Raw genomic sequence first — 25365 nt, forward strand, 5'->3', positions numbered from 1 at the left:
CCATGCGCTGGATCACCCGCCCCGGCTGGCCCGGTAACCTGCTGGCCGTGGCGGCCGGTGCAATCACCACCCTGGCCCTGGCGCCGTTCGACATCTGGCCGCTGGCCTTGCTCGCGGCCGGCCTGTTCTACCTCGGTCTGCGCGAGCTCAGCCCACGCCAGGCCCTGGGCCGCGGCTGGTGCTTCGGCTTTGGCCTGTACGCCGCTGGCACCAGCTGGATCTACGTCAGTATCAACACCTATGGCGGAGCCACACCGTTGCTGGCTACCGGCTTGTTGCTGGCGTTCTTTGCCGCCATTGCCTGGTTCTTCGCCCTGCCCGCCTGGCTTTGGGCGCGCTGGTTGCGGCGCAACGAGGCGCCGCTGGCCGATGCCCTGTGCTTCGCCGCGTTGTGGGTCGGCCAGGAAGCCTTCCGCGGCTGGTTCCTCACCGGGTTTCCCTGGCTGTACTCCGGTTACAGCCAGCTTGACGGGCCGCTCTCGGGCCTGGCGCCGCTGGGTGGCATGTGGCTGATTTCGTTCTGCCTGGCCCTGTGCGCCGCACTGCTGTGCAACCTGCCGCGCTTGCGGGCACGCAAGTCGTTCCTGGCTGTGGCCGTCGTGCTGTTGCTGGCGCCCTGGGCGATCGGCCTGGCACTGAAGAACCACGCCTGGACCAGCCCTTCCGGCAAACCGCTGAGCGTCGCCGCCCTGCAAGGCAACGTCGAGCAGGAGCTGAAATGGAACCCGGAACACGTCAACGCCCAGCTGGCCCTGTACCGCGACATGAGCTTCAGCTCCAAACCGGTCGACCTGCTGGTCTGGCCGGAAACCGCGGTACCGGTCCTCAAGGATCAGGCCCAGGGCTACCTGGACATGATGGGCAACTTCGCCGCCGAGCGTAATACGGCACTGATCACCGGCGTGCCGGTGCGCGAAGTGGTGCACCAGCAACGCCGCTATTACAACGGCATCACCGTGACCGGCGAAGGCGATGGCACTTACCTGAAGCAGAAACTGGTGCCGTTCGGCGAGTACGTGCCATTGCAGGACATGCTCCGTGGCCTGATTGCCTTCTTCGACCTGCCGATGTCGGACTTTGCCCGTGGACCGGCCGACCAGCCGCTGTTGCAGGCCAAGGGCTATCAGATCGCGCCGTATATCTGCTACGAAGTGGTCTATCCGGAATTTGCGGCGAGCCTGGCGGCGCGCAGCGACATTCTCCTGACCATCAGCAACGACACCTGGTTCGGCACCTCGATCGGCCCCCTGCAGCACCTGCAGATGGCGCAGATGCGCGCCCTGGAAGCCGGACGCTGGATGATCCGCGCCACCAACAACGGCGTCACCGGCCTGATCGACCCGTTCGGCCGCATCACTGCGCAGATCCCGCAGTTCGAACGCGGCATCCTCTACGGTGAGGTAGTGCCGATGCAGCAGCTCACCCCGTACCTGCAATGGCGCTCCTGGCCACTGCTGATCCTCTGCGCGCTGCTGCTGGGCTGGGCCCTGCTGGCCAGCCGGATGGCCAAGACCGTCTAGTAGAACAGCTTGTAGCCGAGCAGGCCGACTGCCTCGTTGAGCAGTTGGCCGCTCTGCCACAGCGATTTGCCCTCCGGCAGCCAGCCACCGAATGGTCGGGCATGGTCACGACCAAGAAAGCCCACCGGCGCCGGCACTACGTCAAAACCCGCCTGCTCGAAGCTCCAGCGTGAACGCTGCATGTGCCAGGCCTGGGTCACCACCACCACGCGCTTGACCCCCAAGGGCTGCAACAGCTCGGCGCTCATCTGCGCGTTTTCCCAGGTGGTGCGGCTGCGCTCCTCTTTCCAGCGTACGCTCACGCCCAGGTCACGCTGCAGGGAATCGGCCATCAACTGCGCTTCGCTGGGCGGCGTACCGTAGTGCAGGCCGCCGCTGGTCAGCACCGGCAAACCCGAGGCCTTGGCCAACTGCGCCGCGTAGCGCATACGCTCCATGGCCACGCCCGTGGGTTGGTCCTGCGAATCCCAGGCCGGATCACCGCGTTCGCGGCCAGCGCCAAGAATGACAATGGCATCGGCATGCTCGGCCAGCCCTGCCCATTGGCTGGTGACCAGCGCCGGCTCGGTTTCCAGTTGCCGGGCAGCCTGTTCCACCACGACCGGCAGGCTCATCAGCCACAACCCGCCCAAACCCAGGACGAAACACAGCCTCGACAAGCGCGGCCAGGATTTGCGCAGCCACCAGGCGCCAAGCAGCAGCAGAAACAGCACGCCAGGCGGCATGATCATTTGTTTGATGAGATAACGAATCGGCACGGGACACCTCCTTGGAGGTGCGCAGCCTAAGAGGATCGGCACCTGGCAACAATAGTCAGGTGCCAATCAGTGAAGTTTTTTGACTCGGTGGCGCACTCCGCTTTGCGCCGGAAAAACCCGAACGGCTACTTGAATTGCAGCGTCCTGGACTTTGCTGTGGTAGCGGAGCGCTTATCCTTGAGCCAGACGATTCTGGCCGAAGGTGGCGTCTCCGGTTGAGGCAATGCGCCGACGCGTCCATGCCCGCCCTCCGGAAGGGATTCCAGATAGGCCTTGATCACTTCGAATTCAGCGCGGCTCAGACCACGCAACTCCAATTCAGCAGGCACTTCATCGCGTAATCGAACGGAGGTTCTAGCGACCTCGAGGGCCAGGCCCAGACGGTCGATCAGCCGTTCGTAAAGCTCCGGTTTCGTTGCTTGTTGCTGCGACTCTCCCATCCGTTCACCTCATTGAAGATAAATATATCTCCCCCCACACATGAGCTTAGCGTTACTCGCAAAAGCAGCTGGACGCCGCGACCAACGGCCCGCCGCGCCACAGGCGGTGCAATCAGGGTTTCCCTCGGTGGACAGGGGTCATGTATGCTAGGGCGTTCACCATACTTGACACCGGATTGCCGATGCAGCGGTTTGATCGCTGCCTGGATAAGGTCTCCCATTTCTCAGCGCAAAGTAGCCATGCACGAACTCTATCAGCCCCGCGAAATCGAAGCCGCCGCCCAGTCTTACTGGGATGAGCGAAAGTCTTTTGAAGTCAGTGAACAGCCAGGCAAGGACACGTACTACTGCCTATCGATGTTCCCGTACCCAAGCGGCAAGCTACATATGGGCCACGTGCGCAACTACACCATCGGTGACGTGATCGCCCGTTACCAGCGCATGCTCGGCAAGAACGTCCTGCAGCCAATGGGCTGGGACGCCTTCGGCATGCCGGCGGAAAACGCCGCGATGAAGAACAACGTCGCCCCGGCCAAGTGGACCTACGAAAACATCGAATACATGAAGACCCAGCTCAAGAGCCTGGGCCTGGCGTTCGATTGGTCGCGTGAAGTCACCACCTGCAAGCCCGACTACTACCGCTGGGAACAGTGGCTGTTCACCCGCCTGTTCGAAAAAGGCGTGATCTACCGCAAAAACGGTACCGTGAACTGGGACCCGGCCGACCAGACCGTCCTTGCCAACGAGCAAGTCATCGACGGTCGCGGCTGGCGTTCGGGCGCGCTGATCGAGAAGCGCGAAATCCCGATGTACTACTTCAAGATCACCGACTACGCCGACGAGCTGCTGGAAAGCCTCGACGATCTGCCGGGCTGGCCTGAGCAGGTCAAGACCATGCAGCGCAACTGGATCGGCAAGTCCCGTGGCATGGAAGTGCAGTTCCCCTACGATCAGGCCAGCATCGGCCACGCCGGGGCCCTGAAAGTCTTCACCACCCGTCCGGACACCCTGATGGGCGCCACCTACGTGGCCGTTGCCGCCGAGCACCCGCTGGCCACCCAGGCCGCCCAGGGCAACCCCGAGCTGCAAGCCTTCATCGATGAGTGCAAGAGCGGCAGCGTCGCCGAAGCCGACATCGCGACCCAGGAGAAAAAAGGCCTGGCCACCTCGCTGTTCGTCGAGCACCCGCTGACCGGCGAAAAACTGCCGGTGTGGGTCGCCAACTACGTGCTGATGCACTACGGCGACGGCGCGGTCATGGCTGTCCCGGCCCACGACGAGCGCGATTTCGAGTTCGCCCACAAGTACAACCTGCCGGTCAAGGCTGTGATCCGTACCAGCGCTGGCGATGAAGTCGGCAGCGAGTGGCTGGCCGCCTACGGCGAGCACGGCCAGCTGATCAACTCCGGTGAGTTCGACGGCCTGGACTTCCAGGGTGCCTTCGACGCCATCGAAGTGGCACTGATCAAGAAAGAGCTGGGTAAATCCCGCACCCAGTTCCGTCTGCGCGACTGGGGCATCAGCCGTCAGCGCTACTGGGGTTGCCCGATCCCGATCATCCACTGCCCAGCTTGTGGCGATGTGCCAGTACCGGAAGACCAACTGCCGGTCACCCTGCCGGAAAACGTCGTACCCGATGGCGCCGGTTCGCCGCTGGCACGCATGCCCGAGTTCTACGAATGCAAATGCCCGAAATGCGGCACTGCGGCCAAGCGCGAAACCGACACCATGGACACCTTCGTCGAGTCGTCCTGGTACTTCGCCCGCTACGCCTCGCCTAACTACGAAGGCGGCATGGTCGACCCGAAAGCGGCCAACCACTGGCTGCCGGTAGATCAGTACATCGGCGGTATCGAACACGCGATCCTGCACCTGCTGTACGCGCGCTTCTTCCACAAGCTGATGCGCGACGAAGGCCTGGTCACCTCCAACGAGCCGTTCAAGAACCTGCTGACCCAGGGCATGGTCGTCGCCGAAACCTACTACCGCGTTGCCAGCAACGGCGGCAAGGACTGGTTCAACCCGGCCGACGTCGAAATCGAGCGCGATGCCAAGGCCAAGATCATCGGCGCCACGCTGAAGACCGACGGCCTGCCGGTCGAGATCGGCGGCACCGAGAAGATGTCCAAGTCCAAGAACAACGGCGTCGACCCGCAGGCAATGATCGAAGCCTACGGCGCCGACACCTGCCGCCTGTTCATGATGTTCGCCTCGCCGCCCGACATGAGCCTGGAATGGTCCGACTCTGGTGTCGAAGGTGCCAACCGCTTCCTGCGCCGCGTCTGGCGCCTGGCTCAGGCCCACGTGGCCCAGGGCCTGCCGGGCAAGCTGGATGTCGCCAGCCTCGATGACGCACAGAAAGTGATCCGCCGCGCTATCCACACTGCCATCAAGCAGGCCAGCACCGATGTCGGCCAGTACCACAAGTTCAACACCGCCATCGCCCAGGTGATGACCGTGATGAACGTGCTGGAAAAGGCCCCGCAAGCCAGCGCACAGGACCGTGCCCTGCTGCACGAAGGCCTGGAAGCGGTCACCCTGCTGCTGGCGCCGATCACCCCGCACATCAGCCATGAGCTGTGGCAGCAACTGGGTCACCAGGACGCCGTGATCGACGCGCCTTGGCCGGTACTGGACGAAAGCGCCCTGGTCCAGGACAGCATCGTCCTGGTCATCCAGGTCAACGGCAAGCTGCGTGGCCAGATCGAAATGCCGGCCGCAGCCAGCCGCGAGGAAGTCGAAGCCGCTGCGCGCAGCAACGAGAACGTGCTGCGCTTCACCGAAGGCCTGAGCATCCGCAAGGTCATCGTGGTACCGGGCAAGCTGGTCAACATCGTCGCCAACTGACAGGAAACGCCGGCCCGCCACTTATGCGGGCCAGCGCACAGAATCGGCCCACAAGGGAGCTACAACATGATCAAACGCAATCTGCTGGTAATGGGCCTGGCCGTGATGCTCAGCGCCTGCGGTTTCCAGCTGCGCGGTACCGGAACCAGTGAACTGGCGATCAAGGAATTGGACCTGAGTGCACGTAACGCCTACGGCGATACCGTGGTCCAACTGCGCCAGGCCCTGCAGAGCAGTGGCGTCAACGTCCACACCGGTGCGCCTTACAAACTGGTGCTGACCAACGAAGCCGAAACCCAACGCGCAGCCACCTATGCTGGAGGTTCGGGTCGTTCGGCCGAGTATGAGCTGACCACCGTGCTGAGCTACAGCATTGAAGGCCACAACAACACCAACCTGCTCAACGACAAGCTCGAAGTGCGCAAGATCTATGTGCATGACGGCAACAACATCACCGGCTCGCAACAGGAAGCCACACAAGCTCGGAGCGAAATGCGCCGCGACCTGGTGCAGAACATGCTGGTACGCCTGCAGCTGCTGACCCCAGGCCAGCTTGAAGGCCTGCAGCAAAAGGCTGACGAACGTGCCCAGGCCGAAGCCGACGCCCTCGAAGCGGCCCGCCGCGCCCAGGACGAAACGCCCCAGCAGTCGCCGCTGCAACTGCCAGCCAACTGAGATTGAACGGGGCACTTCGGTGCCCCGTCTGCCATCATGAAACTCACTCCCGCCCAACTTAACAAGCACCTGCAAGGCAGCCTCGCGCCGGTCTACGTGATCAGCGGCGATGACCCGCTGTTGTGCCAGGAAGCTGCCGACGCCATCCGCACGGCGGCACGCCAGCAAGGTTTCGATGAACGCCAGGTGTTCAGCGCCGACGCCAACTTCGACTGGGGCACCCTGCTCCAGGCCGGTGCCAGCCTGTCGCTGTTCGCCCAGCGGCGCTTGCTCGAACTGCGCCTGCCGTCCGGCAAGCCTGGCGACAAGGGCGCCGCGGCACTCATCGAATACTGCTCCAACCCCGCTGAAGACACCCTGCTGCTGATCAGCCTGCCCAAGCTCGACGGCAGTGCGCAGAAAACCAAGTGGGGCAAGGCGCTGATCGAAGGGCAACACACCCAGTTCGTGCAGATCTGGCCAGTGGACAGTCACCAGCTACCGCAATGGATCAGTCAGCGTCTGTCCCAGGCCGGACTGAGCGCCCAGCGCGACGCCGTTGATCTGATTGCCGCGCGGGTTGAAGGCAACCTGCTGGCGGCAGCCCAGGAGATCGAGAAGCTCAAGCTACTGGCCGAAGGCAATCAGATCACCGTCGAAACCGTGCAGGCAGCGGTAGCCGACAGCGCCCGCTTTGATGTCTTCGGCCTGGTCGATGCCATTCTCAATGGCGAGGCCGCCCATGCCTTGCGCATGCTCGAAGGTTTGCGCGGTGAAGGCGTCGAACCACCGGTGATTCTCTGGGCCCTGGCCCGGGAACTGCGCCTGCTGGCCGGGCTGGCCCAGCAGTTCAGCCAGGGCGTGCCGCTGGACAAGGCCTTCAGCCAAGCCCGGCCGCCGGTCTGGGACAAGCGCAAACCGCTGATGAGCAAGGCCCTGCAACGCCATTCGGCGCAGCGCTGGAGCCAGTTGTTGCAGGATGCCCAGCGCATCGATGCGCAAATCAAGGGCCAGGCTCAGGGCTCGGCCTGGACCAGCCTGGCGCGCTTGTCGTTGTTGATGGCGGGGCAGCGTCTGGCGTTGCCGGCTGAGTGAAATTAATCGCGGGGCAAGCCCGCTCCTACACAGGTCGTGTGGGAGCGGGCTTGCCCCGCGATAGCTTCACGCCTATATTGCGCCCCACACCCACCTGGCAGGACATCCTGTGATGAGCAAGAAACCCGCAAAACCCGGGCCCAACAAGGCCAAATCGATCATTGCCCAGCCATTGTTCCGCAGCCGCCAGGAACGCGCCGGCAAAGGCAAAGGCAGCTACCGCCGCGAAGCCTTCCAATCGAGAGATTGGGAGGCTTCTTACTTTTTGGCCGCATAAAAGCAAGAATCCGGCAGGCGTGGTATGGTCGGCACCTGACTTGAAATACCTGGACCTGTGCATGCCCTTTTGTCTTACCCGTCGCTGGCAACCTCGCCAGCTGATTGCCGCCTCCAGCCTCATCCTGCTTGTCGCCTGCGCGGAAAAGCCCACCGCCGCCGATGCGCTGCCGCTGGCTCCTGCCCAGCCAGCTCCGGTCGTGACACTGCCCAACCCCGTCGTCGATACCAGCAGCGAAATCCAGCCGCTGCAAAGCTTTGCCCAATGGCAAGCGGGGTTCCGTCAGCAAGCCCTGCAAGCCGGTATCAATACCAGCACCTTTGACCGTGCCTTCCTTGGCGTCATCCCCGACATGGATGTGATCAAGGCCGACCGCAGCCAGCCGGAGTTCACCCGGCCGGTATGGGAATACCTCGATGGCGCCCTGTCGCCGCTGCGTGTGCGCAATGGCAAGGGCCTGCTGGAAAAACACGCCGAACTGCTAAGCCAGATCGAACAACGCTATGGCGTCGACCGCAATGTGCTGGTTTCGGTCTGGGGCATGGAAAGCAACTTTGGCCAGTTCCAGGGTAACAAATCGGTCATCCGCTCCCTGGCCACCCTGGCCTATGAAGGCCGCCGCCCGGCCTTCGCCCAGGCGCAGCTGATTGCGGCCCTGCAGATCCTGCAGAACGGCGATATCCAGCCCGATGCCATGAAAGGCTCGTGGGCCGGCGCCATGGGCCAGACCCAGTTCATCCCCACCACCTACAACACCCACGCGGTGGATTTTGACGGCGATGGTCGCCGGGATATCTGGAACAGCTCGGCTGACGCCCTGGCGTCCACCGCCCACTACCTGCAGAGCTCCGGCTGGCAACGCGGCGAGCCCTGGGGTTTTGAGGTGCAGCTGACACCTGGCTTCGACTACTGGCTGGCGGATGGCAGCCAGCGCAAGACGGTGTCCGAATGGATGCAGATGGGCCTGAAACTGCCCGCCGGTGTGCGTTTGCCTGCCGATAGCGAGCAGCTGTCCGCCGCCTTGCTGTTGCCGGCCGGTTATCGCGGCCCGGCCTTCCTGGTGCTGGATAACTTCCGCGCGATCCTCAAGTACAACAACTCGTCGTCCTACGCCATGGCCGTCGGCCTGCTTGGCCAACGGTTCGATGGCTCGGGTTACATCGCCGGATCCTGGCCCAAGGATGACCTGCCGCTGAGCCGCAGCGAGCGGGTCGAATTGCAGACCCTGCTCAGCGCCCGCAACTACGACGCCGGGGCCGCCGACGGCATTATCGGCGCCAACACCCGCAAGGCCATTCGCAGCGCCCAGCAGGCGATGGGCTGGCCTGCCGACGGCTATCCGACGCACAAGCTGCTCGATAGCCTGCGTCAACGCTAAGCAATACAAAACGCCCCTGTTCAGGGGCGTTTTTCATTCAGCGTCTGAACAAGTCCTGCTCCAGCCGCAAGCACTTGCGATCGGCATCCAGGTGCACCCTGGCCCCTAGCGGCAAGGTCAGGTTCGGGTCGCAATGACCGCTGCGCCATCCGGCCAACACCGGCACCTGCAACGGCGCGAAGAACTGCTGCATCAACGGCGCCAGCGCCTGCAGCGTGATCCCGGCAAAATCCCCGACCAGCACGCCACGAATGCCTTCAAGCTTGCCCGCCAGGCGCAACTGGGTCAGCAGGCGATCGACCCGGTACAGCGGCTCGTTCACGTCTTCAACAAACAGGATACCGCCGCCGCAATGTATTTCTGCAGGTGTACCCAGGGTCGCGCACAACAGTGACAGATTACCGCCCAGCAAGGGCCCGCTGGCCGCGCCTGGCAGGATGGTGGTCAACGGCCAGGCCTGCGGATGCTCAATCGCATCGCCAGCGCTCAAACGGCCGCTGAGCTGTTCGAACAGCGATGACAGGGTCGGCTCCTGCTTGTTGCCCAGCAATTCCGACTTGAGCATGGCACCGTGGAACGACACGAACCCGGCATGGCGGGCAATGGCCGTGTGCAGCGCGGTGATGTCGCTGTAGCCGACCAAAGGCTTGGGGTGACGGCGCAGCAGGTCGAAATCGATGTTGTCCAGCAGACGCATGCTGCCGTAGCCACCGCGCAGGCAGATGATGGCATCGACATCCTCGGCAGCGAAGGCGCCGTGCAGATCTTGCAACCGCTGCGCATCGCTACCGGCCAGATAGCCCTCGGCGGCAGTCACCCCCGGGTAGATCCGGCAGCGATAGCCGCGTGCCTCGAACCACTGGTTGACCTTGAGCGTATCGACCTGGGCGGGACCTGCCGGGGCAATGATTGCAATCAGCCCACCTGCCGGCAAGGCCGCCGGCAAAGGCTGGGCATTCGTCAACAGACCGGCCTGTTGCGTGAAGGGAAGATTCATCCAGACGACTCCTTGTGTGGACTGACCCGCCCACTGTAAATCAATGACCCGTTAGGCAGCACAAGGAAGCCCTGACACAAACAAAAATGCCGACGCCGCAGACTTGCGGGCATCGGCATTGAGGCACGGCGGCGTCGATCAGAGCTTGATCTTGGCCTCGTGCGCCTGCTGGTCAGCATGGTACGAAGAACGCACCAGCGGGCCGGAGGCGACGTTCTTGAAGCCCATCTTGTAGCCTTCTTCGGCGAACCAGGCGAAGGTGTCCGGGTGCACGAAACGCTGCACCGGCAAGTGGCTGCGCGACGGCTGCAGGTACTGGCCGAGGGTCAGCATGTCGATGTTGTGCTCGCGCATGCGATGCATCACTTCGATCACTTCTTCGTCGGTTTCGCCCAGGCCCAGCATCAGGCCGGACTTGGTCGGTACGTGCGGCACCAGTTCCTTGAACTTCTGCAGCAGGGTCAGCGACCACTGGTAGTCCGAACCCGGGCGCGCCGCCTTGTACAGGCGCGGCACGGTTTCCAGGTTGTGGTTGAACACATCCGGTGGCGTCTCGGCGGTGATCGCCAGGGCGACGTCCATGCGCCCGCGATAGTCCGGCACCAGGGTTTCGAGCTGGACGCCCGGCGACAGCGCGCGAATCTCGCGGATGCAGTCGGCAAAGTGCTGGGCACCGCCGTCACGCAGGTCGTCGCGGTCCACCGAGGTGATCACCACGTACTTCAGGCGCAGGTCGGCGATGGCCACGGCGAGGTTCTTCGGCTCGTCGACGTCCAGTGGCTTTGGCCGGCCATGGCCGACGTCGCAGAACGGGCAACGACGGGTGCAGATGTCACCCATGATCATGAAGGTGGCGGTGCCGCCGGAGAAGCATTCGCCCAGGTTCGGGCAGGAAGCTTCTTCACAGACGCTGTGCAGCTTGTGCTTGCGCAGCAGTTGCTTGATGCGGTCGACTTCCGGCGAAACCGGGATACGCACGCGAATCCAGTCAGGCTTTTTTGGCAGCTCGTCGGTGGGGATGATCTTTACCGGGATACGCGCGACTTTTTCCGCGCCACGCAGTTTGACACCCGCTTCGACCTTCGGCCGTGGCGCTGGCGTCACGCTTTGCACTGGTTCTTGCACAACAGTAGTCATATTCAGAAGATTCCGCCCGTAAGGGTCGCCTGCTCAGCATAGTCGAGGTGCTTGACCAGCTGCCCGCGCAGCCTTGCCCTTACCTCAGAGAGTTCGATCGAGCCTGCCTGATCGCGCAGCTGGGTCATGGCCAGCCCCGCATACCCGCAGGGGTTAATCCGGCGGAATGGCGCAAGGTCCATGTCCACGTTCAGAGCAAGGCCGTGAAACGAACAGCCATTGCGAATCCGCAGGCCGAGCGAGGCGATCTTCGCCCCGTCGACATAGACGCCCGGCGCATCGGCCTTGGCCGCCGCCTCGACGTTGTAACTGGCCAGCAACTCGATCAGGCAGCGTTCGATACGGCTGACCAGATCGCGCACGCCAAACCCCAGGCGGCGCACATCCAGCAGCAGATAGGCCACCAGCTGGCCCGGGCCATGATAGGTCACCTGGCCACCGCGATCGGTCTGCACCACCGGGATGTCACCCGGCACCAGCAGATGCTCGGCCTTGCCGGCCTGGCCCTGGGTGAACACCGCCGGGTGTTCAACCAGCCATACCTCATCCGCCGCACCCGGGCCACGCTGGTCGGTAAACCGGCGCATGGCCTCGAGCACCGGCTCGTAGGGCAGCAGGCCGAGGTCGCGAAAGCCGAGGCAATCGGGCATCAGAGCACCATTTTCACGATACCGGTCGCGCGCAGGGCGCTGTTGATGTTGTGCAGTTGGTCTTCACTGGTCGCCACGATGTGCAGCTGCACCGTGGTGTACTTGCCTTCCTTGCTCTGACGCTCAGCCAGGGTCTTGAGATCGACCTCGGCGTACTTCTTGAGGATCTCGATCACCGTGTCCTTGAAATGGACCACGGTGTCACCGATGACCTTGATCGGGTAATCGGCGCAGGGGAATTCGATTTTGTGCGACTTGACGTCTTCGCTCATGGCAATAACGGCCTCGTAAGCCGTGGCAACAACAACGCCCCCGCGTGAGTGGGCGGGGGCGTGGCAGGTCACGATATCAGTTGAACAACCCGTAGAAGAATAGCCGAATGCTATCCCACACACGACGGAAGAAACCACCTTCCTCGACGCCATCCAGCGCGATCAGGTCGGCACTGTGGACAACCTTGTCATCCAGTTTGACTTCCACTTTACCGATCACGTCACCTTTGTTGATCGGAGCGATCAATTGCGGGTTCATGGTCATGCTTGCGGCCAGCTTTTTCAATTGGCCTTTAGGCAAAGTCATGCTCAGGTCCTGGGCCAGACCGGCTTTGACCTGATTGGTCGCACCCTTCCATACCGGCGCCTGGGCCAGTTCCGTGCCCTTCTGGTAGAAGGTCTGGGTTTCGAAGAAGCGGAAGCCATAGGTCAGCAGCTTCTGGGTTTCGGCCGCACGCGATTGCTCGCTGTTGGTACCGAAGACCACGGCGATCAGGCGCATGCCGTCACGGACCGCCGAAGACACCATGCAGTAGCCGGCTTCATCGGTGTGGCCGGTTTTCAGGCCGTCGACAGTCTTGTCGCGCCACAGCAACAGGTTGCGGTTAGGCTGCTTGATGTTGTTCCAGAAGAACTCCTTCTGCGAGTAGATCGCATAGTGAGCCGGGTCTTCGTGGATGATCGCGCGTGCCAGTACCGCCATGTCGTGGGCCGACGAGTAGTGCTCGGGGTTCGGCAGGCCGGTCGGGTTCATGAAGTGGCTGTTGCTCATGCCAAGATCGGTAGCGGTCTTGTTCATCATGTCGGCGAAAGCGTCTTCGCTGCCGGCGATGTGCTCGGCCAGGGCGACGCTGGCGTCGTTACCCGACTGGATGATGATACCGTGCAGCAGGTCGCTGACGCTGACCTGGGTGCCAACCTTGATGAACATCCGCGAACCACCGGTGCGCCAGGCGTTTTCGCTGACGGTGACCGGGTCGTTTTCGCCGATCTGCCCGCGACGGATATCCAGGGTCGCGATGTAGGCGGTCATCAGCTTGGTCAGGCTCGCCGGAGGCAGACGCTGGTCACCATTGTTCTCGACCAGGATGTTGCCGCTGGAGGCTTCCATGAGCACGTAGGACTTGGCAGCCAATTGCGGCGGCGACGGCATCATCTGCTCTGCCGCGAAGGCGGCAGGGGCAATCATCAGCGGTACAAGCAGGCAAAGGCGTTTGGCAAAGCTGGTTATGTTCATCCGTCTCTCGAAATGGCTAATGGGCTCATGCCCTCATGGGCAAAACGTTTACAGGCACATGGCCTGACGGGCAAAACCGCCATTGTACATGGCGGCTGCGCCCGGCTGCATGACAAACCGATCAGTCCCCCCGATCAGTCTGCCGTGACGACTTTGGGCTGCCCCAGGTTGGCCAGACGCACACTGTCCTGCATCTGCTGGGCTTCGCCCTGGCTGTTGATCGGCCCCAGGCGGACCCGGTGCAGGGTCTGCTGGTTACGTACGATCGAACTGATGAAGACCGGCGCGCTGACCATGCTGCTGAGCTTGGAGCGCAGCAGTTCGGCGGCGTCCGGGTTGGCAAAGGCGCCGACCTGCAAGTAAAGACCATTGCCGGCCATGCTGTTGTTGCTGGCGACCTGCAGCGGCACGACCGCGGCGGCATGCTGCTGCGGTGGCGGCGTCCATTGTTCGACCGTGCCGGTGCTGGCCGGCATGGCCTGGGTCTGGGCCACTTGCGGCTGGTCGAGGACCATCGGCGCCGGCTGGCCACGCTGGGCCCACCATTGTTTCGGGTCGATACCCTCGACGCGCACCCGCGCGGTACCGGTTTCGGCATAGCCGAGCTTCTTCGCCGCCGCGTACGACAGGTCGATGATACGGTCGGAATAGAACGGCCCGCGGTCGTTGACCCGCAGGATCACGCTGCGCTGGTTGTCGAGGTTGGTGACCTTGACATAGGCCGGCAGCGGCAGGGTCTTGTGCGCCGCGCTCATGCCGTAGAGGTCATAGACCTCGCCGTTGGCGGTGTTCTGGCCATGGAACTTGGTGCCGTACCACGACGCCGTGCCCTCGGCGCGGTAGTTGCGCGAGTCGGGGATCGGGAAGTAGGTCTTGCCCAGCACGGTGTAGGGGTTGGCCTTGTAGTTACCGGTGTGCACGGTCGGGGTCGCGTCCGGGATCTTCGAGACGTCGACATCCCACCAGGGTGCGCCGTCCTTGTGGGCCCGGTTGATGTCCAGGCCAGGCTTGGCCCGCACCACATTGGTCTTGCCCTGGGTAGAAGTGCTTGGGCGGCTGCTCGAACAGCTCACCAGCACCAGGCCCAGGGCTGCGCAACCGAGCAGTTTCAGCGATGTAGCGGAGAACATTACGCGCATTACTTGGCGCCCCGTGCTTGAACCAGCAGGTCCGAGAGCTGATGCACTGCCATGGCATACATCACGCTGCGGTTATAGCGAGTGATCGCGTAGAAGTTTTTCAGGCCCAGCCAGTATTCCGGGCCATTGTCGCCTTCGAGCCGGAAGGCGGTGACCGGCAGATCATCGCGCAGCGCATCATGACTCGACCAGCCCAGTGCCCGCAACTCCCCGACCGTCTTGACCGCGTCGATGCCTGGGCTCAGGCCCTCGTCGACGCGCTCGCCGCGCACCGTGGCACGGCTGACCACCTGCTCGCCGGCCACCCAGCCGTGGCGCTTGAAGTAGCTGGCCACGCTGCCGATGGCATCGTCCGGGTTGTTCCAGATGTTGATGTGGCCGTCGCCGTCAAAGTCCACGGCGTAAGCGCGAAAACTGCTCGGCATGAACTGCGGCAGGCCCATGGCTCCGGCGTAGGAGCCTTTGAGGGTCAGCGGGTCGACCTGCTCTTCGCGGGCCAGCAACAGGTACTCGCGCAGCTCCTTGCGGAAGAACTCGGCGCGCGGCGGGTAATCGAAGCCCAGGGTCGACAGCGCGTCGATCACCCGGTAGTTGCCGGTGTTGCGGCCAAAGAAGGTCTCGACGCCGATGATCGACACGATCACCTGGGCTGGCACGCCGTATTCCTGCTCGGCACGGGCCAGGGTGGCCTCGTGCTGGCGCCAGAAGTCGACGCCGCGGGCGACCCGGGCGTCAGTGAGGAACATCGGGCGATAGTCTTTCCAGGGTTTTACCCGCTCAGCCGGGCGCGAGATCGCGTCAAGGATCGACTGCTTGCGCTGAACCTCGCGAAACACCCCCATCAGCTGCTCACCGGCAAAACCGTAGTCGCGGGTCATTTCGCCGACGAACTCGGCCACCTGGGGCGAGCCATCGTAGTCGCCGGCACAAGCGCCTTGCGCTGCGCCGAACAAACCCAGAAAGCCGACCCAAGGCGCACAGCGAGCCGCCCAGCCACGCATTGCTTGCATGTAATTCTTCACCTTATTCAAACCTGCGCAATCCATTTGCGATGCGTATGGATCGACATTAAAACCCCAAACGCTGACAGCAGCGTCACCAACGAAGTTCCGCCATAGCTAATGAAGGGCAGCGGCACACCGACTACCGGCAACAAGCCGCTGACCATACCAATATTGACGAACACATAAACAAAGAAGGTCATGGTCAGGCTGCCAGCCAGCAGCTTGCCGTAGAGCGTCTGGGCCTGGGCGGTAATCACCAGGCCGCGGCCGATCAGCAGCAGGTAGATCAGCAACAGCGCGCAAATGCCGACCAGGCCGAACTCCTCGCCAAGTACGGCGATGATGAAGTCGGTGTGGCTTTCCGGGAGAAAATCCAGGTGCGACTGGGTGCCCAACAGCCAGCCCTTGCCGAACACACCGCCCGAACCGATCGCCGCTTTCGACTGGATGATGTTCCAGCCGGTGCCCAGCGGGTCGCTTTCCGGGTCGAGGAAGGTCAGTACCCGCTGCTTCTGGTAGTCGTGCATGACGAAGAACCACATGGCCACCGCCACCGGCACCGCCGCCGCCACCACGCTGAGGATCCAGCGCCAGCGCAGGCCGCCCATGAACAGCACGAAGGCGCCGGAGGCCAGGATCAACAAGGCGGTGCCCAGGTCCGGCTGGCGCACGATAAGGATGAACGGCACGCCAATCAGGATCAGGCTGATCATCACGTGCTTGAGGTGCGGCGGCAGCGAGCGCTTGGCCAGGTACCAGGCAATGGTCGCCGGCATGATGATCTTCATGAACTCCGAGGGCTGGAAGCGGATCACCCCGGGGATGTTGATCCAGCGTGTGGCCCCCATGGCGTTGTGGCCCATGACGTCAACCACCACCAGCAGGATCACCCCGACCACATAGGCCAGAGGCACCCAGCGGGCCATGAAGCGCGGCTCGAGCTGGGCAATCACGAACATCGACACCAGGCCGATGCCGAAGGAGCTGGCCTGCTTGAGCAGCAAGTCCCAGTTTTTGCCGCTGGCCGAATAGAGGACAAACAGGCTGCCGGCCGCCAGGGTCAGCAGCAGGATCAGCAACGGCCCGTCGATATGGATGCGCTGCAGGAAACTGGCGCGGCGCCGCATCACATCCTCGCTGGAGAGCATGCGATCGAAGTTACTCATCACGGGGCAGGCTCCTGGGCAACGGTGGGGTTGGCGAATTCAGGCTTGAGGCGGCCGTCCGGACCAAGCAGCCAGGCGTCCATCACCTGGCGCACCACCGGCGCGGCGACGCCGGAGCCGGACTCGCCGTTCTCGACCATCACCGAGACCACGATCTTCGGGTTGTCGGCCGGCGCGAAGCCAACGAACAGGGCGTGGTCGCGGTGGCGCTCTTGCAGCTTGTTGCGGTCGTACTTCTCACCCTGCTTGATCGCTACCACCTGAGCGGTACCACTCTTGCCGGCAATCCGGTACTGAGCGCCAACCGAGGCCTTGCGTGCGGTACCCCGGGCACCGTGCATCACCTGCTCCATGCCGTGGGTGACCTTGTTCCAGTCCGACTTGTCGCGCAGGACGATGTCGTCCATGGGGTTCTCGTCCACCGGCGGCAGGCCCTCGATGGTCTTGGCCAGGTGCGGGCGGTTCCACTTGCCCTTGCTGGCGATCAGCGCGGTGGCCTGGGCCAGTTGCAACGGCGTGGTCTGCATGTAGCCCTGGCCGATCCCGAGAATCAGGGTTTCCCCCGGGAACCAGGCCTGCTTGCGGGTGGCACGCTTCCATTCCCGCGACGGCATCAGCCCCGGCGACTCTTCGAACATGTCCAGCGAGACCTTCTGGCCGATGCCGAAGCGGTTCATATAGGACGACAGTTTGTCGATGCCCATCTTGTGCGCCAGGTCGTAGAAGTAGGTGTCGTTGGAACGCATGATCGCCGTGTCCAGGTCCACCCAGCCATCGCCGCTGCGGTTCCAGTTGCGGTACTTGTGATCGTAATTGGGCAGTTGGTAATAGCCCGGATCGAACACCCGGCTCGAGGCGGTGACCACGCCACTGTCCAGGCCGGCAATCGCCACCGCCGGCTTGATCGTCGAGCCTGGCGGATACAAGCCGCGCAACACGCGGTTGAACAGCGGCCGGTCGATCGAGTCGCGCAGCTCGGCGTAGGCCTTGAAGCTGATGCCGGTGACGAACAGGTTGGGGTCGAAGCTCGGCTGGCTGACCATCGCCAGCACTTCGCCGGTGTTCGGATCGAGTGCGACAATGGCCCCGCGACGCCCGCCCAAAGCAGCCTCGGCGGCCTCTTGCAGCTTGATGTCGAGGCTCAGGACGATGTCCTTGCCGGGGATCGGGTCCGTACGCTTGAGCACCCGCAACACGCGGCCCCGGGCGTTGGTCTCGACCTCTTCGTACCCCACCTGGCCGTGCAGTTCCGGCTCGTAGAAGCGCTCGATGCCGGTCTTGCCGATATGGTGGGTGCCGCTGTAGTTGACCGGGTCGAGGGTTTTCAGCTCTTTCTCGTTGATCCGCCCGACATAGCCGACCGAATGCGCGAAGTGCGCACCCTGCGGATAATGGCGCACCAACTGGGCCACCACTTCCACACCCGGTAGGCGGAACTGGTTCACCGCGATACGGGCGATCTGCTCCTCGGTCAGCTCGAACAGGATCGGCACCGGCTCGAACGGCCTACGCCCCTGGCGCATGCGCTTTTCGAACAGGGTGCGGTCATCCGGGGTCAGTTCCAGCACCTCGACGATCACGTCGAGCACCTGCTGCCAGTCGCCGGAGCGCTCGCGGGTCATGCTCAGGCTGAAGCTTGGCCGGTTGTCGGCGACGATCACCCCGTTACGGTCGAAAATCAGCCCGCGAGTCGGCGGAATCGGCTGCACATGCACCCGGTTGTTTTCCGACAGGGTCGAGTGATAGTCGTACTGGATCACCTGCAGGTAATACAGGCGGGCAATCAACACGCAGATCAGCAGGACGATCGCCACTGCACCGACCACGACGCGGCTACGCACCAGGCGGGCGTCTTTCTCGTGATCCTTGAGGCGAATCGGCTGCGACATTGAAAGGGCTTAAGGCTTATTTATGGTAGGGATGCCCGGACAATACGGTCCAGGCGCGGTACAGCTGTTCGCCGATCAGTATCCTTACCAACGGGTGGGGCAGTGTCAGCGGCGACAGCGACCAGCGCTGCTCGGCCCGCGCACAGACTTCCGGCGCCAGCCCTTCGGGGCCGCCAACCATGAAGTTGACCGTACGCGAGTCCAGGCGCCAGCGGTCCAGCTCGACCGCCAGTTGCTCGGTACTCCAGGGCTTGCCATGGACCTCCAGGGTGACAATCCGTTCCCCTGGCTGGACCTTGGCGAGCATGGCTTCACCCTCCTGACGAATCAGGCGGGCGACGTCGGCATTCTTGCCCCGGGTATTGAGCGGTATTTCCACCAGCTCCAGCGACAGCTCCGAGGGCAGGCGCTTGGCATATTCATGCCAACCGTCCTCGACCCACTTGGGCATGCGCGAGCCGACCGCGATCAGACGCAGACGCACGAGCTTTCCTTATTCCCGATCTTTGAGCTTGTCTGAAAAGTCGTGGGTGTTTTCCGGGCTGTGGTGCTTGCCATCGGCGGCGCGGCTCTGCTCAGCGCCCAGCCACAGACGTTCGAGGTCGTAGAACTGACGGGCAGCGGCGGTCATCATGTGGACGATGACGTCGTTGAGGTCGAGCAGCACCCAGTCGCTGTCGCCCTTGCCTTCTTCGCCCAGAGGCTGCACGCCCTTGGCCTTGACCTGCTCGCGAACCTTTTCCAGCATCGCGCTGATCTGGCGGTTGGAGGTACCGGTGGCGATGATCATGTAATCGGTCAGGCTGTGCTTTTCACGCACGTCGATGACCTGGATGTCCTGGGCCTTGACGTCTTCCAGGGCGGACTTGGTCAGTTCGACCAGTTCTTCGGCGCTGACGGCGTTGTGTTTTTGCTTGGTCATATAAAACTCATTCAACTCAATAATGTAAGGCGCTTCTCAGCACCCTCAGTTCGGCGCACGGTAAAGGTTGTGCGCATCGATGTAGGCCAGTACTGCGTCCGGCACCAGAAACCGCACCGACTTGCCGCTGGCCAGCAGCTGTCGGATCTGCGTGGCAGACACCGCAAGCGGTGTCTGCCAGACGAATGCAATATTCCCGGCAGGCCCTTCCAGGGCCTGCGGATCACTGACCGAACGCGCTGCCAGCAAGTTGCGCAAGGCATCCGGCGGCTCGACGTCGGCATCCGGGCGTTGCAGCACCAGGATGTGACAGTGTTGCAGCAATTCTTCCCAACGGTGCCAACTGGGCAGGCCGCAGAATGCGTCCCAGCCCAGCAGCAGAAACAGTTGCTCCGAGGCGGCCATTTCGGCGCGCATCAGTTCCAGCGTTTCAATGGTGTACGACGGCTTGTCGCGGGCAAGCTCGCGGGCATCGACCGACAGCGTTGGCACGCCCTGAACAGCGCACTGGACCATCGCCAGACGGTCCTGTGCCGACACCTGCGGCGTGTCGCGGTGCGGCGGGCGGGCGTTGGGCATCAGCCGCAGCTCGTCCAGCGCCAGCACTTCGGCCACCTCCAGCGCACTGCGCAGGTGACCGATGTGCACCGGGTCGAATGTCCCGCCGAGCACGCCGATGCGCCGGGCGGGCGACATCGTCGAGACAGGGGCGAGCGGTTTGCGCTCGGCCAAGTCAGAGCGACTCCTGTCCGCGCAACTGACCGTCGCCGATCACCACGTATTTCTCGCAGGTCAGGCCTTCCAGGCCGACCGGGCCGCGGGCATGCAGCTTGTCGGTGGAAATCCCGATCTCCGCGCCCAGGCCGTACTCGAAACCGTCGGCAAAGCAGGTCGGTGTATTGATCATCACCGAGGACGAATCGACCTCGGCCATGAACTGGCGAGCCTGTGCCTGATGTTCGGTCACGATGGAATCGGTATGGTGCGAGCCATACCGGTTAATGTGTTCAATCGCCTGGTCCAGGCCGTCCACCACACGGATCGACAGAATGGCCGCGAGGTATTCGGTGCCCCAGTCTTCTTCGGTCGCAGGCACCGCCTCGATGATTTTCCGGGTACGCTCGCAACCGCGCAGTTCGACGCCCTTTTCCCGAAATTGGCGGGCCATTTCCGGCAAGAACTCCGCAGCTACCGACTGATCGACCAGCAGGGTTTCCATCGCCCCGCAGATGCCGTAACGGTAGGTCTTGGCGTTGAAGGCGATGCGCCGGGCCTTGTCCAGCTCGGCATGCTCGGCCACGTAAACGTGGCAGATGCCGTCCAGGTGCTTGATCACCGGCACCCGCGCGTCACGGCTGATGCGCTCGATCAGACCCTTGCCACCACGTGGCACGATGACGTCAACGAACTCCGGCATGCTGATCAGCGCGCCGACCGCTTCGCGATCAGTGGTTTCCACCACTTGCACCACCGCTGCCGGCAAGCCGGCCTCGGCCAGGCCGCGCTGGATGCAGGCGGCAATGGCGCGGTTGGAGTGGATGGCCTCGGAGCCGCCACGCAGGATGGTGGCGTTGCCCGACTTCAGGCACAGGCTGGCGGCGTCGATGGTCACGTTCGGCCGCGACTCGTAGATGATGCCGATCACCCCCAGCGGTACACGCATCTTGCCGACCTGGATACCCGACGGCCGGTAGCTCATGTCGCGGATCGCACCGACCGGGTCCGGCAGGCTGGCCACCTGACGCAGGCCGACGATCATGCTGTCGATGCGCGCCGGGGTCAGCGCCAGACGCTCGAGCATGGCCGGTTCCAGGCCATTGGCACGGCCAGCGGCCAGGTCCAGCTCATTGGCGGCGGTCAGCTCGGCGCGGGCAGCATCCAGGGCGTTGGCGGCAGCTTGCAGGGCGCGGTTCTTCTGCGCAGTGCTGGCACGGCCGATCACGCGGGAAGCCGCGCGGGCAGCGCGCCCCAGGCGGGTCATGTAGTCAAGAACGGACTCAGTCATGGGCTCAGTGGTCTTGGCGAAGGGGAAAATCGGATGATTATAGCTGTCGTGCGGCCCCACGCCCAGCGGTGACAGGCGGATGGTCGAAAAGAGTGCCGCGCCCACAGGATTGGCGGTGCTCTCAGGGTTGTTGCAAGACGTGTGGGAGCTGGCTTGCCAGCGATGAAGCCGCCCACAGACAGTTGCTCCAACAGCGCATTTCGGCCATTCAGGGTTGGTTAAGACAGAAATTGCTATCATCGCCCACCTGTCCACCCGCGAACCCGCCAACATGCCCGACTCCGCCCCCTGCCCGCTCCAGGCCCTGCCCGACAGTTTCTTCGACCGCGACGCCGAAGAGCTGGCCAAGGCCCTGCTGGGCAAGGTCATCCGTCATCGCCACGGCCCGTACTGGCTGGCGGCACGGATCATCGAGACCGAGGCCTACTACCTCACCGACAAGGGCAGCCACGCCTCCCTCGGCTACACGGAAAAGCGCCGGGCGCTGTTCCTCGATGGTGGGCACATCTACATGTACTACGCCCGCGGCGGCGACTCGCTGAACTTCAGCGCCCACGGCCCGGGCAATGCGGTGCTGATCAAATCGGCCTACCCCTTCGTCGACGCCCTTTCGGACGACAACAGCCTGGCGCAAATGCAACGCAACAACCCCGACGCCAACGGCCAGGCGCGCCCGCCCGAACGCCTGTGCGCCGGCCAGACCCTGCTGTGCAAAGCCCTGGGCCTGAAAGTGCCGCACTGGGACGGCAAACGCTTCGATGCCGAACAGCTGTTTGTCGAAGACTGCGGTATCAACGTGAAACACATTATCCAGACCACCCGCTTGGGAATTCCCCACGGCCGCGATGAACACCTGCCCTACCGTTTCGTCGATGCCAGCTTCGCCCGCCATTGCACACGAAACCCGCTGCGCCGGGGCCAAGTCGAAGGCCGGGACTACTTTTTACTGACACAAGGAAACTGACACGATGGGCCCATGGCTCGACAGCCTGACCACCTGGCTCAGCACCAACCCGCAGTGGCTGGGTTTGGCCATTTTTCTGGTGGCCTGCGTGGAATGCCTGGCAATTGCCGGGATTATTGTCCCCGGCACCATCCTGCTGTTCGCCGTCGCCGTACTGGCCGGCAGCGGCGCCCTGAGCCTGGGCGAAACCCTGCTGCTGGGCTTTGCCGGCGGCCTGCTGGGTGATGCGATCTCCTACACCCTGGGCCGACGCTTTCACCAGAACATCCGCCGTTTGCCACTGCTACGCCATCACCCGGAGTGGATCGGCAGCGCCGAGACCTACTTCCAGCGTTACGGCATCGCCAGCCTGCTGGTGGGGCGCTTCATCGGCCCGCTGCGGCCGATGCTGCCCATGGTCGCCGGCATGTTCGACATGCCGCTGCCGCGCTTTATTGCGGTAAGCCTGATTGCCGGTGCCGGCTGGGCAGTGGCTTACCTGCTACCAGGCTGGGCCACTGGCGCGGCCATGCGCCTGCCATTGCCGGAAGGGTTCTGGCCGCAAGCCGGGGTTGTCGGTGGCGGCCTGGCAGTGCTGATCGGCCTGAGCATCAACAGCAGCCTGCGCAGTATGCGCCGCGGCACCCGGCTGATTGCCGGGATGAGCCTGCTGGCCCTGACCGGGCTGTTTTTCGGCTGGCCGTACCTGACCCACTTCGACCAGGGCCTGATGACCCTGATCCAGGAAAACCGCAGTCGCGCCATCGACGGCACGGTGGTGCTGATCACCCGCCTCGGCGATTTCCGTACCCAGTTCTTCCTCGGCGGCCTGCTCACCGGCCTGTTGCTGCTGGCCCGCCAGTGGCGCCCGGCAATTTTCGCCGGCAGCACCCTGATCGGCACGGCCCTGGCCAATGGCAGCCTCAAATGGCTGTTTGCCCGGGCGCGCCCGCAAGTACTGACCGACCCGCTGACCACCTACAGCATGCCCAGCGGCCACAGCTCGGCGTCGTTTGCGTTCTTTCTGGTGCTGGCGGTATTGGCCGGACGCGGACAGCCGCCACGCATGCGCCTGACCTGGATCCTGCTGGGTTGCATCCCGGCGCTGTCGATCGCGCTGTCGCGGGTGTACCTGGGGGCGCACTGGCCGACCGACATCCTCGCCGGCGCCATGCTCGCCTGCTGCGTGTGCGCCACCAGCCTGACCCTGACCCAGAATCGCCAGCCGCTCACAGCCCTGCCGCTACGGGTGTGGTGGCTGATCCTGCCGGCCTGCGTCGCCCTGCTGGCGTTTTTCGCCTTGCACTCACTGCCCCACGCCCTGCTGCGCTACCAGTACTGAGACTCAGGCAAACAGCTCGCCCTGCAGCCGATCGAGCAGCGCCTGGATAGCCTCCAGGCGCTTGCGCGGTGAGTCGATGGCCAGCAAGTCGAGCTTGTCTTCTTCGACGAAAGGCAGCAAGTAGGCCAACTGATTGGCCAGCGCCTGCTGGCCGGTCACCGCTACCGGCATGCCCAAGGCCTCGACCATCGGGTGCTCACCCAGCGCCTGCAGCAGCGCCAGCAAGTCGTGATGGTCATCTTCCAGTGGCTCATCGGCAAGCTCCGGCAACCAGGACACATCGGCGACCAGCAACTGATCTTTCTGCACCTCGAACGGCCCGACGCGAAAGCGCCGGGTGCCCTCGACCCGAATCCCGAGCAGGCCGTTGTCCTGCTGCTGAAAGTCGCGAATCAGCGCCTCGCAGCCAATCTGCGAAAAGCCTGTTGGCGCAGCGCCGACCTGCTCGCCTTCAAGGAGGCATACCACGCCAAAACCACCGCCCTGCTTCATGATGCGGCCGATCATGTCCAGGTAGCGCGCCTCGAAGATCTGCAAATCGAGAAAGCAGCCAGGAAACAGCACGGTATTGAGCGGAAACAGGGGTAACGTCATTGCAATTCCTCAAGCAACCAGGCTGACCGCCAGGGGCAGGAACACCGCCGTGGCAACCCCCATCAGGCTCATCGCCAGGGCCGCGAAGGCCCCGCATTCTTCACTTTCCTGCAGCGCCACCGAGGTACCCACCGCATGCGCGGTGACGCCCAGGGCCATGCCACGCGCCTCCGGGCTGTGCACACCGCAACGCGAGAGCAGCGCGGGGCCGAAAATCGCCCCGATCACCCCGGTGATCAACACGAACACCGCCGCCAGCGCCGCCACGCCGCCAATCTGTTCAGCCACCAGCATGGCAATTGGCGAGGTCACCGACTTGGGCGCCATGGTCATCAGGATCATGTGCTCGGCGCCGAACCACCCGCCCAGCAACAGGCAGGCACCCGTGGCGAATACCCCTCCGATTACCAGCGTAGTAAAGGTCGGCCAGAACAGCTGGCGAATGCGCCGCAGATTAAGGTAGAGCGGCACCGCCAAGGCCACGGTCGCCGGGCCCAGGAGGATATTCATGATCTCGGTGCTTTTACGGTACTCGCTGTAGGTCAGGCCACAAGTGAGCAGTACGCCAATCACCACCAGCATCGACACCAGCACCGGCTGCAGGAAGATCCAGCGGGTTTTCTCGTAGGCCGCCAGCACCAGTTGATAGGCACCCAGGGTAATGCCGATGCCGAACAGCGGATGGTGTATCACGGCATCGACGGCACCACTCCAGTCCAGGCTCATGGCTGTTCCTCCTGATTGTCCTGACGGGCCATCAGCTTGTGCATCAGCACGCCGACAAACACCAGGGTGAGCAACGCCGACAGCACCAGCGCGCCGACGATGGCCCAGAAGTCCGCGGCAATGTCCGCGGCATAGACCATCACGCCCACCGCCGGCGGCACCAGCAACAATGGCAGGTAACGCAGCAGGCTGTTGGCCGCCTCGCTCAGGGGCGCACCGACTTCACCCCGCAGCATCAGGTACACCAGCAGCAACAGCAGGCCGATGATCGGCCCCGGAAGGATCGGCACGAACAAGTGATTGATCGCCGTTCCGAGCAACTGGAACAACACCAGCCAGGTCAAACCACGCAACAGCATAAGCATCTCCTTGA

Annotated in this window: 26 protein-coding genes; 8 read left to right on the forward strand and 18 right to left on the reverse strand. The window is 63.4% G+C overall.

Annotated elements, in window-relative coordinates:
- Positions 1-2: 2 nt before the first annotated feature.
- Positions 3-1520 (forward strand): apolipoprotein N-acyltransferase, encoded by a 1518-nt coding sequence (gene lnt, locus NLX68_RS18400; protein WP_010222912.1) that lies wholly within the window; start codon positions 3-5, stop codon positions 1518-1520.
- Here the strand turns inward: lnt and NLX68_RS18405 are convergent.
- Both NLX68_RS18405 and NLX68_RS18410 read right to left on the reverse strand, forming a co-directional pair.
- Positions 1517-2278: a YdcF family protein gene (locus NLX68_RS18405; protein ID WP_254285147.1), complete on the reverse strand. Its 762-nt coding sequence runs from the start codon at positions 2276-2278 to the stop codon at positions 1517-1519. The two genes, lnt and NLX68_RS18405, sit on opposite strands and share 4 nt — an antisense overlap.
- Before the next feature lie 125 nt (positions 2279-2403).
- Positions 2404-2718, reverse strand: coding sequence for a hypothetical protein (locus NLX68_RS18410; RefSeq protein ID WP_254285148.1), 315 nt, complete (start codon positions 2716-2718; stop codon positions 2404-2406).
- A gap of 240 nt (positions 2719-2958) precedes the next feature.
- Here NLX68_RS18410 and leuS point away from each other — a divergent pair, with 240 nt between their 5' ends.
- From leuS to NLX68_RS18435, 5 genes are all read left to right on the forward strand, one after another.
- On the forward strand, positions 2959-5565 hold the full coding sequence (gene leuS, locus NLX68_RS18415) for a leucine--tRNA ligase (protein WP_254285149.1): 2607 nt from the start codon (positions 2959-2961) through the stop codon (positions 5563-5565).
- Positions 5566-5631: 66 nt separating this feature from the next.
- Positions 5632-6240 carry an LPS assembly lipoprotein LptE gene (lptE, locus tag NLX68_RS18420; protein ID WP_254285150.1) on the forward strand — a complete coding sequence of 203 codons (609 nt, stop codon included), beginning with the start codon at positions 5632-5634 and terminating at the stop codon, positions 6238-6240.
- 36 nt (positions 6241-6276) lie between these two features.
- Positions 6277-7314 (forward strand): DNA polymerase III subunit delta, encoded by a 1038-nt coding sequence (gene holA, locus NLX68_RS18425; protein WP_036996974.1) that lies wholly within the window; start codon positions 6277-6279, stop codon positions 7312-7314.
- Between the two features lie 112 nt (positions 7315-7426).
- Positions 7427-7591: an alternative ribosome rescue factor ArfA gene (gene arfA / locus NLX68_RS18430; protein WP_010222906.1), complete on the forward strand. Its 165-nt coding sequence runs from the start codon at positions 7427-7429 to the stop codon at positions 7589-7591.
- A 61-nt stretch (positions 7592-7652) separates the two neighbouring features.
- A complete protein-coding gene (locus tag NLX68_RS18435) occupies positions 7653-8969 on the forward strand; it encodes a lytic murein transglycosylase (RefSeq protein ID WP_254285151.1) in 1317 nt (438 codons plus the stop codon).
- Positions 8970-9006: 37 nt separating this feature from the next.
- Here the strand turns inward: NLX68_RS18435 and NLX68_RS18440 are convergent, their stop codons facing one another.
- The 13 genes from NLX68_RS18440 to NLX68_RS18500 all read right to left on the reverse strand — a co-directional run bounded on the left by NLX68_RS18440 (position 9007) and on the right by NLX68_RS18500 (position 21387).
- Entirely contained in the window at positions 9007-9966 is a 960-nt protein-coding gene (locus NLX68_RS18440) for an LD-carboxypeptidase (RefSeq protein ID WP_254285152.1), read from the reverse strand.
- 138 nt (positions 9967-10104) lie between these two features.
- Positions 10105-11103 carry a lipoyl synthase gene (gene lipA / locus NLX68_RS18445; protein WP_010222903.1) on the reverse strand — a complete coding sequence of 333 codons (999 nt, stop codon included), beginning with the start codon at positions 11101-11103 and terminating at the stop codon, positions 10105-10107.
- A gap of 2 nt (positions 11104-11105) precedes the next feature.
- Positions 11106-11753 (reverse strand): lipoyl(octanoyl) transferase LipB, encoded by a 648-nt coding sequence (gene lipB, locus NLX68_RS18450; protein ID WP_254285153.1) that lies wholly within the window; start codon positions 11751-11753, stop codon positions 11106-11108.
- Positions 11753-12025, reverse strand: coding sequence for a DUF493 domain-containing protein (locus NLX68_RS18455; RefSeq protein ID WP_010222901.1), 273 nt, complete (start codon positions 12023-12025; stop codon positions 11753-11755). Before NLX68_RS18455 ends, lipB begins: the two co-directional genes overlap by 1 nt.
- Positions 12026-12101: 76 nt before the next feature.
- Complete coding sequence (locus tag NLX68_RS18460; protein WP_100782774.1) at positions 12102-13262, reverse strand: D-alanyl-D-alanine carboxypeptidase family protein; 1161 nt, start codon at positions 13260-13262, stop codon at positions 12102-12104.
- Between the two features lie 134 nt (positions 13263-13396).
- Positions 13397-14401: a septal ring lytic transglycosylase RlpA family protein gene (locus NLX68_RS18465; protein ID WP_254285154.1), complete on the reverse strand. Its 1005-nt coding sequence runs from the start codon at positions 14399-14401 to the stop codon at positions 13397-13399.
- Positions 14401-15411 carry a lytic murein transglycosylase B gene (mltB, locus tag NLX68_RS18470; RefSeq protein ID WP_010222898.1) on the reverse strand — a complete coding sequence of 337 codons (1011 nt, stop codon included), beginning with the start codon at positions 15409-15411 and terminating at the stop codon, positions 14401-14403. Before mltB ends, NLX68_RS18465 begins: the two co-directional genes overlap by 1 nt.
- A 17-nt stretch (positions 15412-15428) precedes the next feature.
- Entirely contained in the window at positions 15429-16532 is a 1104-nt protein-coding gene (rodA, locus tag NLX68_RS18475; RefSeq protein ID WP_010222897.1) for a rod shape-determining protein RodA, read from the reverse strand.
- 38 nt (positions 16533-16570) lie between these two features.
- On the reverse strand, positions 16571-18460 hold the full coding sequence (gene mrdA / locus NLX68_RS18480) for a penicillin-binding protein 2 (protein WP_159389200.1): 1890 nt from the start codon (positions 18458-18460) through the stop codon (positions 16571-16573).
- Between the two features lie 16 nt (positions 18461-18476).
- Positions 18477-18944 carry a 23S rRNA (pseudouridine(1915)-N(3))-methyltransferase RlmH gene (rlmH, locus tag NLX68_RS18485; RefSeq protein ID WP_010222895.1) on the reverse strand — a complete coding sequence of 156 codons (468 nt, stop codon included), beginning with the start codon at positions 18942-18944 and terminating at the stop codon, positions 18477-18479.
- Positions 18945-18953: 9 nt separating this feature from the next.
- Complete coding sequence (gene rsfS / locus NLX68_RS18490; protein ID WP_010222894.1) at positions 18954-19382, reverse strand: ribosome silencing factor; 429 nt, start codon at positions 19380-19382, stop codon at positions 18954-18956.
- 45 nt (positions 19383-19427) lie between these two features.
- A complete protein-coding gene (nadD, locus tag NLX68_RS18495; RefSeq protein WP_050990013.1) occupies positions 19428-20078 on the reverse strand; it encodes a nicotinate-nucleotide adenylyltransferase in 651 nt (216 codons plus the stop codon).
- Between the two features lie 37 nt (positions 20079-20115).
- The gene (locus tag NLX68_RS18500) at positions 20116-21387 is read right to left on the reverse strand and encodes a glutamate-5-semialdehyde dehydrogenase (protein WP_254285155.1); all 1272 of its coding nucleotides are present in this window, start codon (positions 21385-21387) and stop codon (positions 20116-20118) included.
- Positions 21388-21658: 271 nt separating this feature from the next.
- On the opposite strand from NLX68_RS18500, the gene NLX68_RS18505 reads away from it, so the two are divergent.
- Positions 21659-22351, forward strand: coding sequence for a DNA-3-methyladenine glycosylase (locus NLX68_RS18505; RefSeq protein ID WP_254285156.1), 693 nt, complete (start codon positions 21659-21661; stop codon positions 22349-22351).
- 4 nt (positions 22352-22355) lie between these two features.
- The gene (locus NLX68_RS18510; protein ID WP_254285157.1) at positions 22356-23672 is read left to right on the forward strand and encodes a bifunctional DedA family/phosphatase PAP2 family protein; all 1317 of its coding nucleotides are present in this window, start codon (positions 22356-22358) and stop codon (positions 23670-23672) included.
- A gap of 3 nt (positions 23673-23675) precedes the next feature.
- Here the strand turns inward: NLX68_RS18510 and NLX68_RS18515 are convergent, their stop codons facing one another.
- Genes NLX68_RS18515 through NLX68_RS18525 form a run of 3 tightly spaced genes read right to left on the reverse strand, consistent with a single transcriptional unit; the run spans position 23676 to position 25351 of the window.
- Positions 23676-24266: an LON peptidase substrate-binding domain-containing protein gene (locus NLX68_RS18515; RefSeq protein WP_159389201.1), complete on the reverse strand. Its 591-nt coding sequence runs from the start codon at positions 24264-24266 to the stop codon at positions 23676-23678.
- Between the two features lie 9 nt (positions 24267-24275).
- The gene (locus NLX68_RS18520; protein WP_174242341.1) at positions 24276-24986 is read right to left on the reverse strand and encodes an LrgB family protein; all 711 of its coding nucleotides are present in this window, start codon (positions 24984-24986) and stop codon (positions 24276-24278) included.
- Positions 24987-24988: 2 nt separating this feature from the next.
- Complete coding sequence (locus tag NLX68_RS18525; protein ID WP_010222887.1) at positions 24989-25351, reverse strand: CidA/LrgA family protein; 363 nt, start codon at positions 25349-25351, stop codon at positions 24989-24991.
- Between the last annotated feature and the right edge of the window lie 14 nt (positions 25352-25365).

The sequence above is a fragment of the Pseudomonas sp. SBB6 genome (genome assembly GCF_024213215.1).
In the GTDB taxonomy this organism is placed as follows: Bacteria; Pseudomonadota; Gammaproteobacteria; order Pseudomonadales; family Pseudomonadaceae; genus Aquipseudomonas; species Aquipseudomonas donghuensis.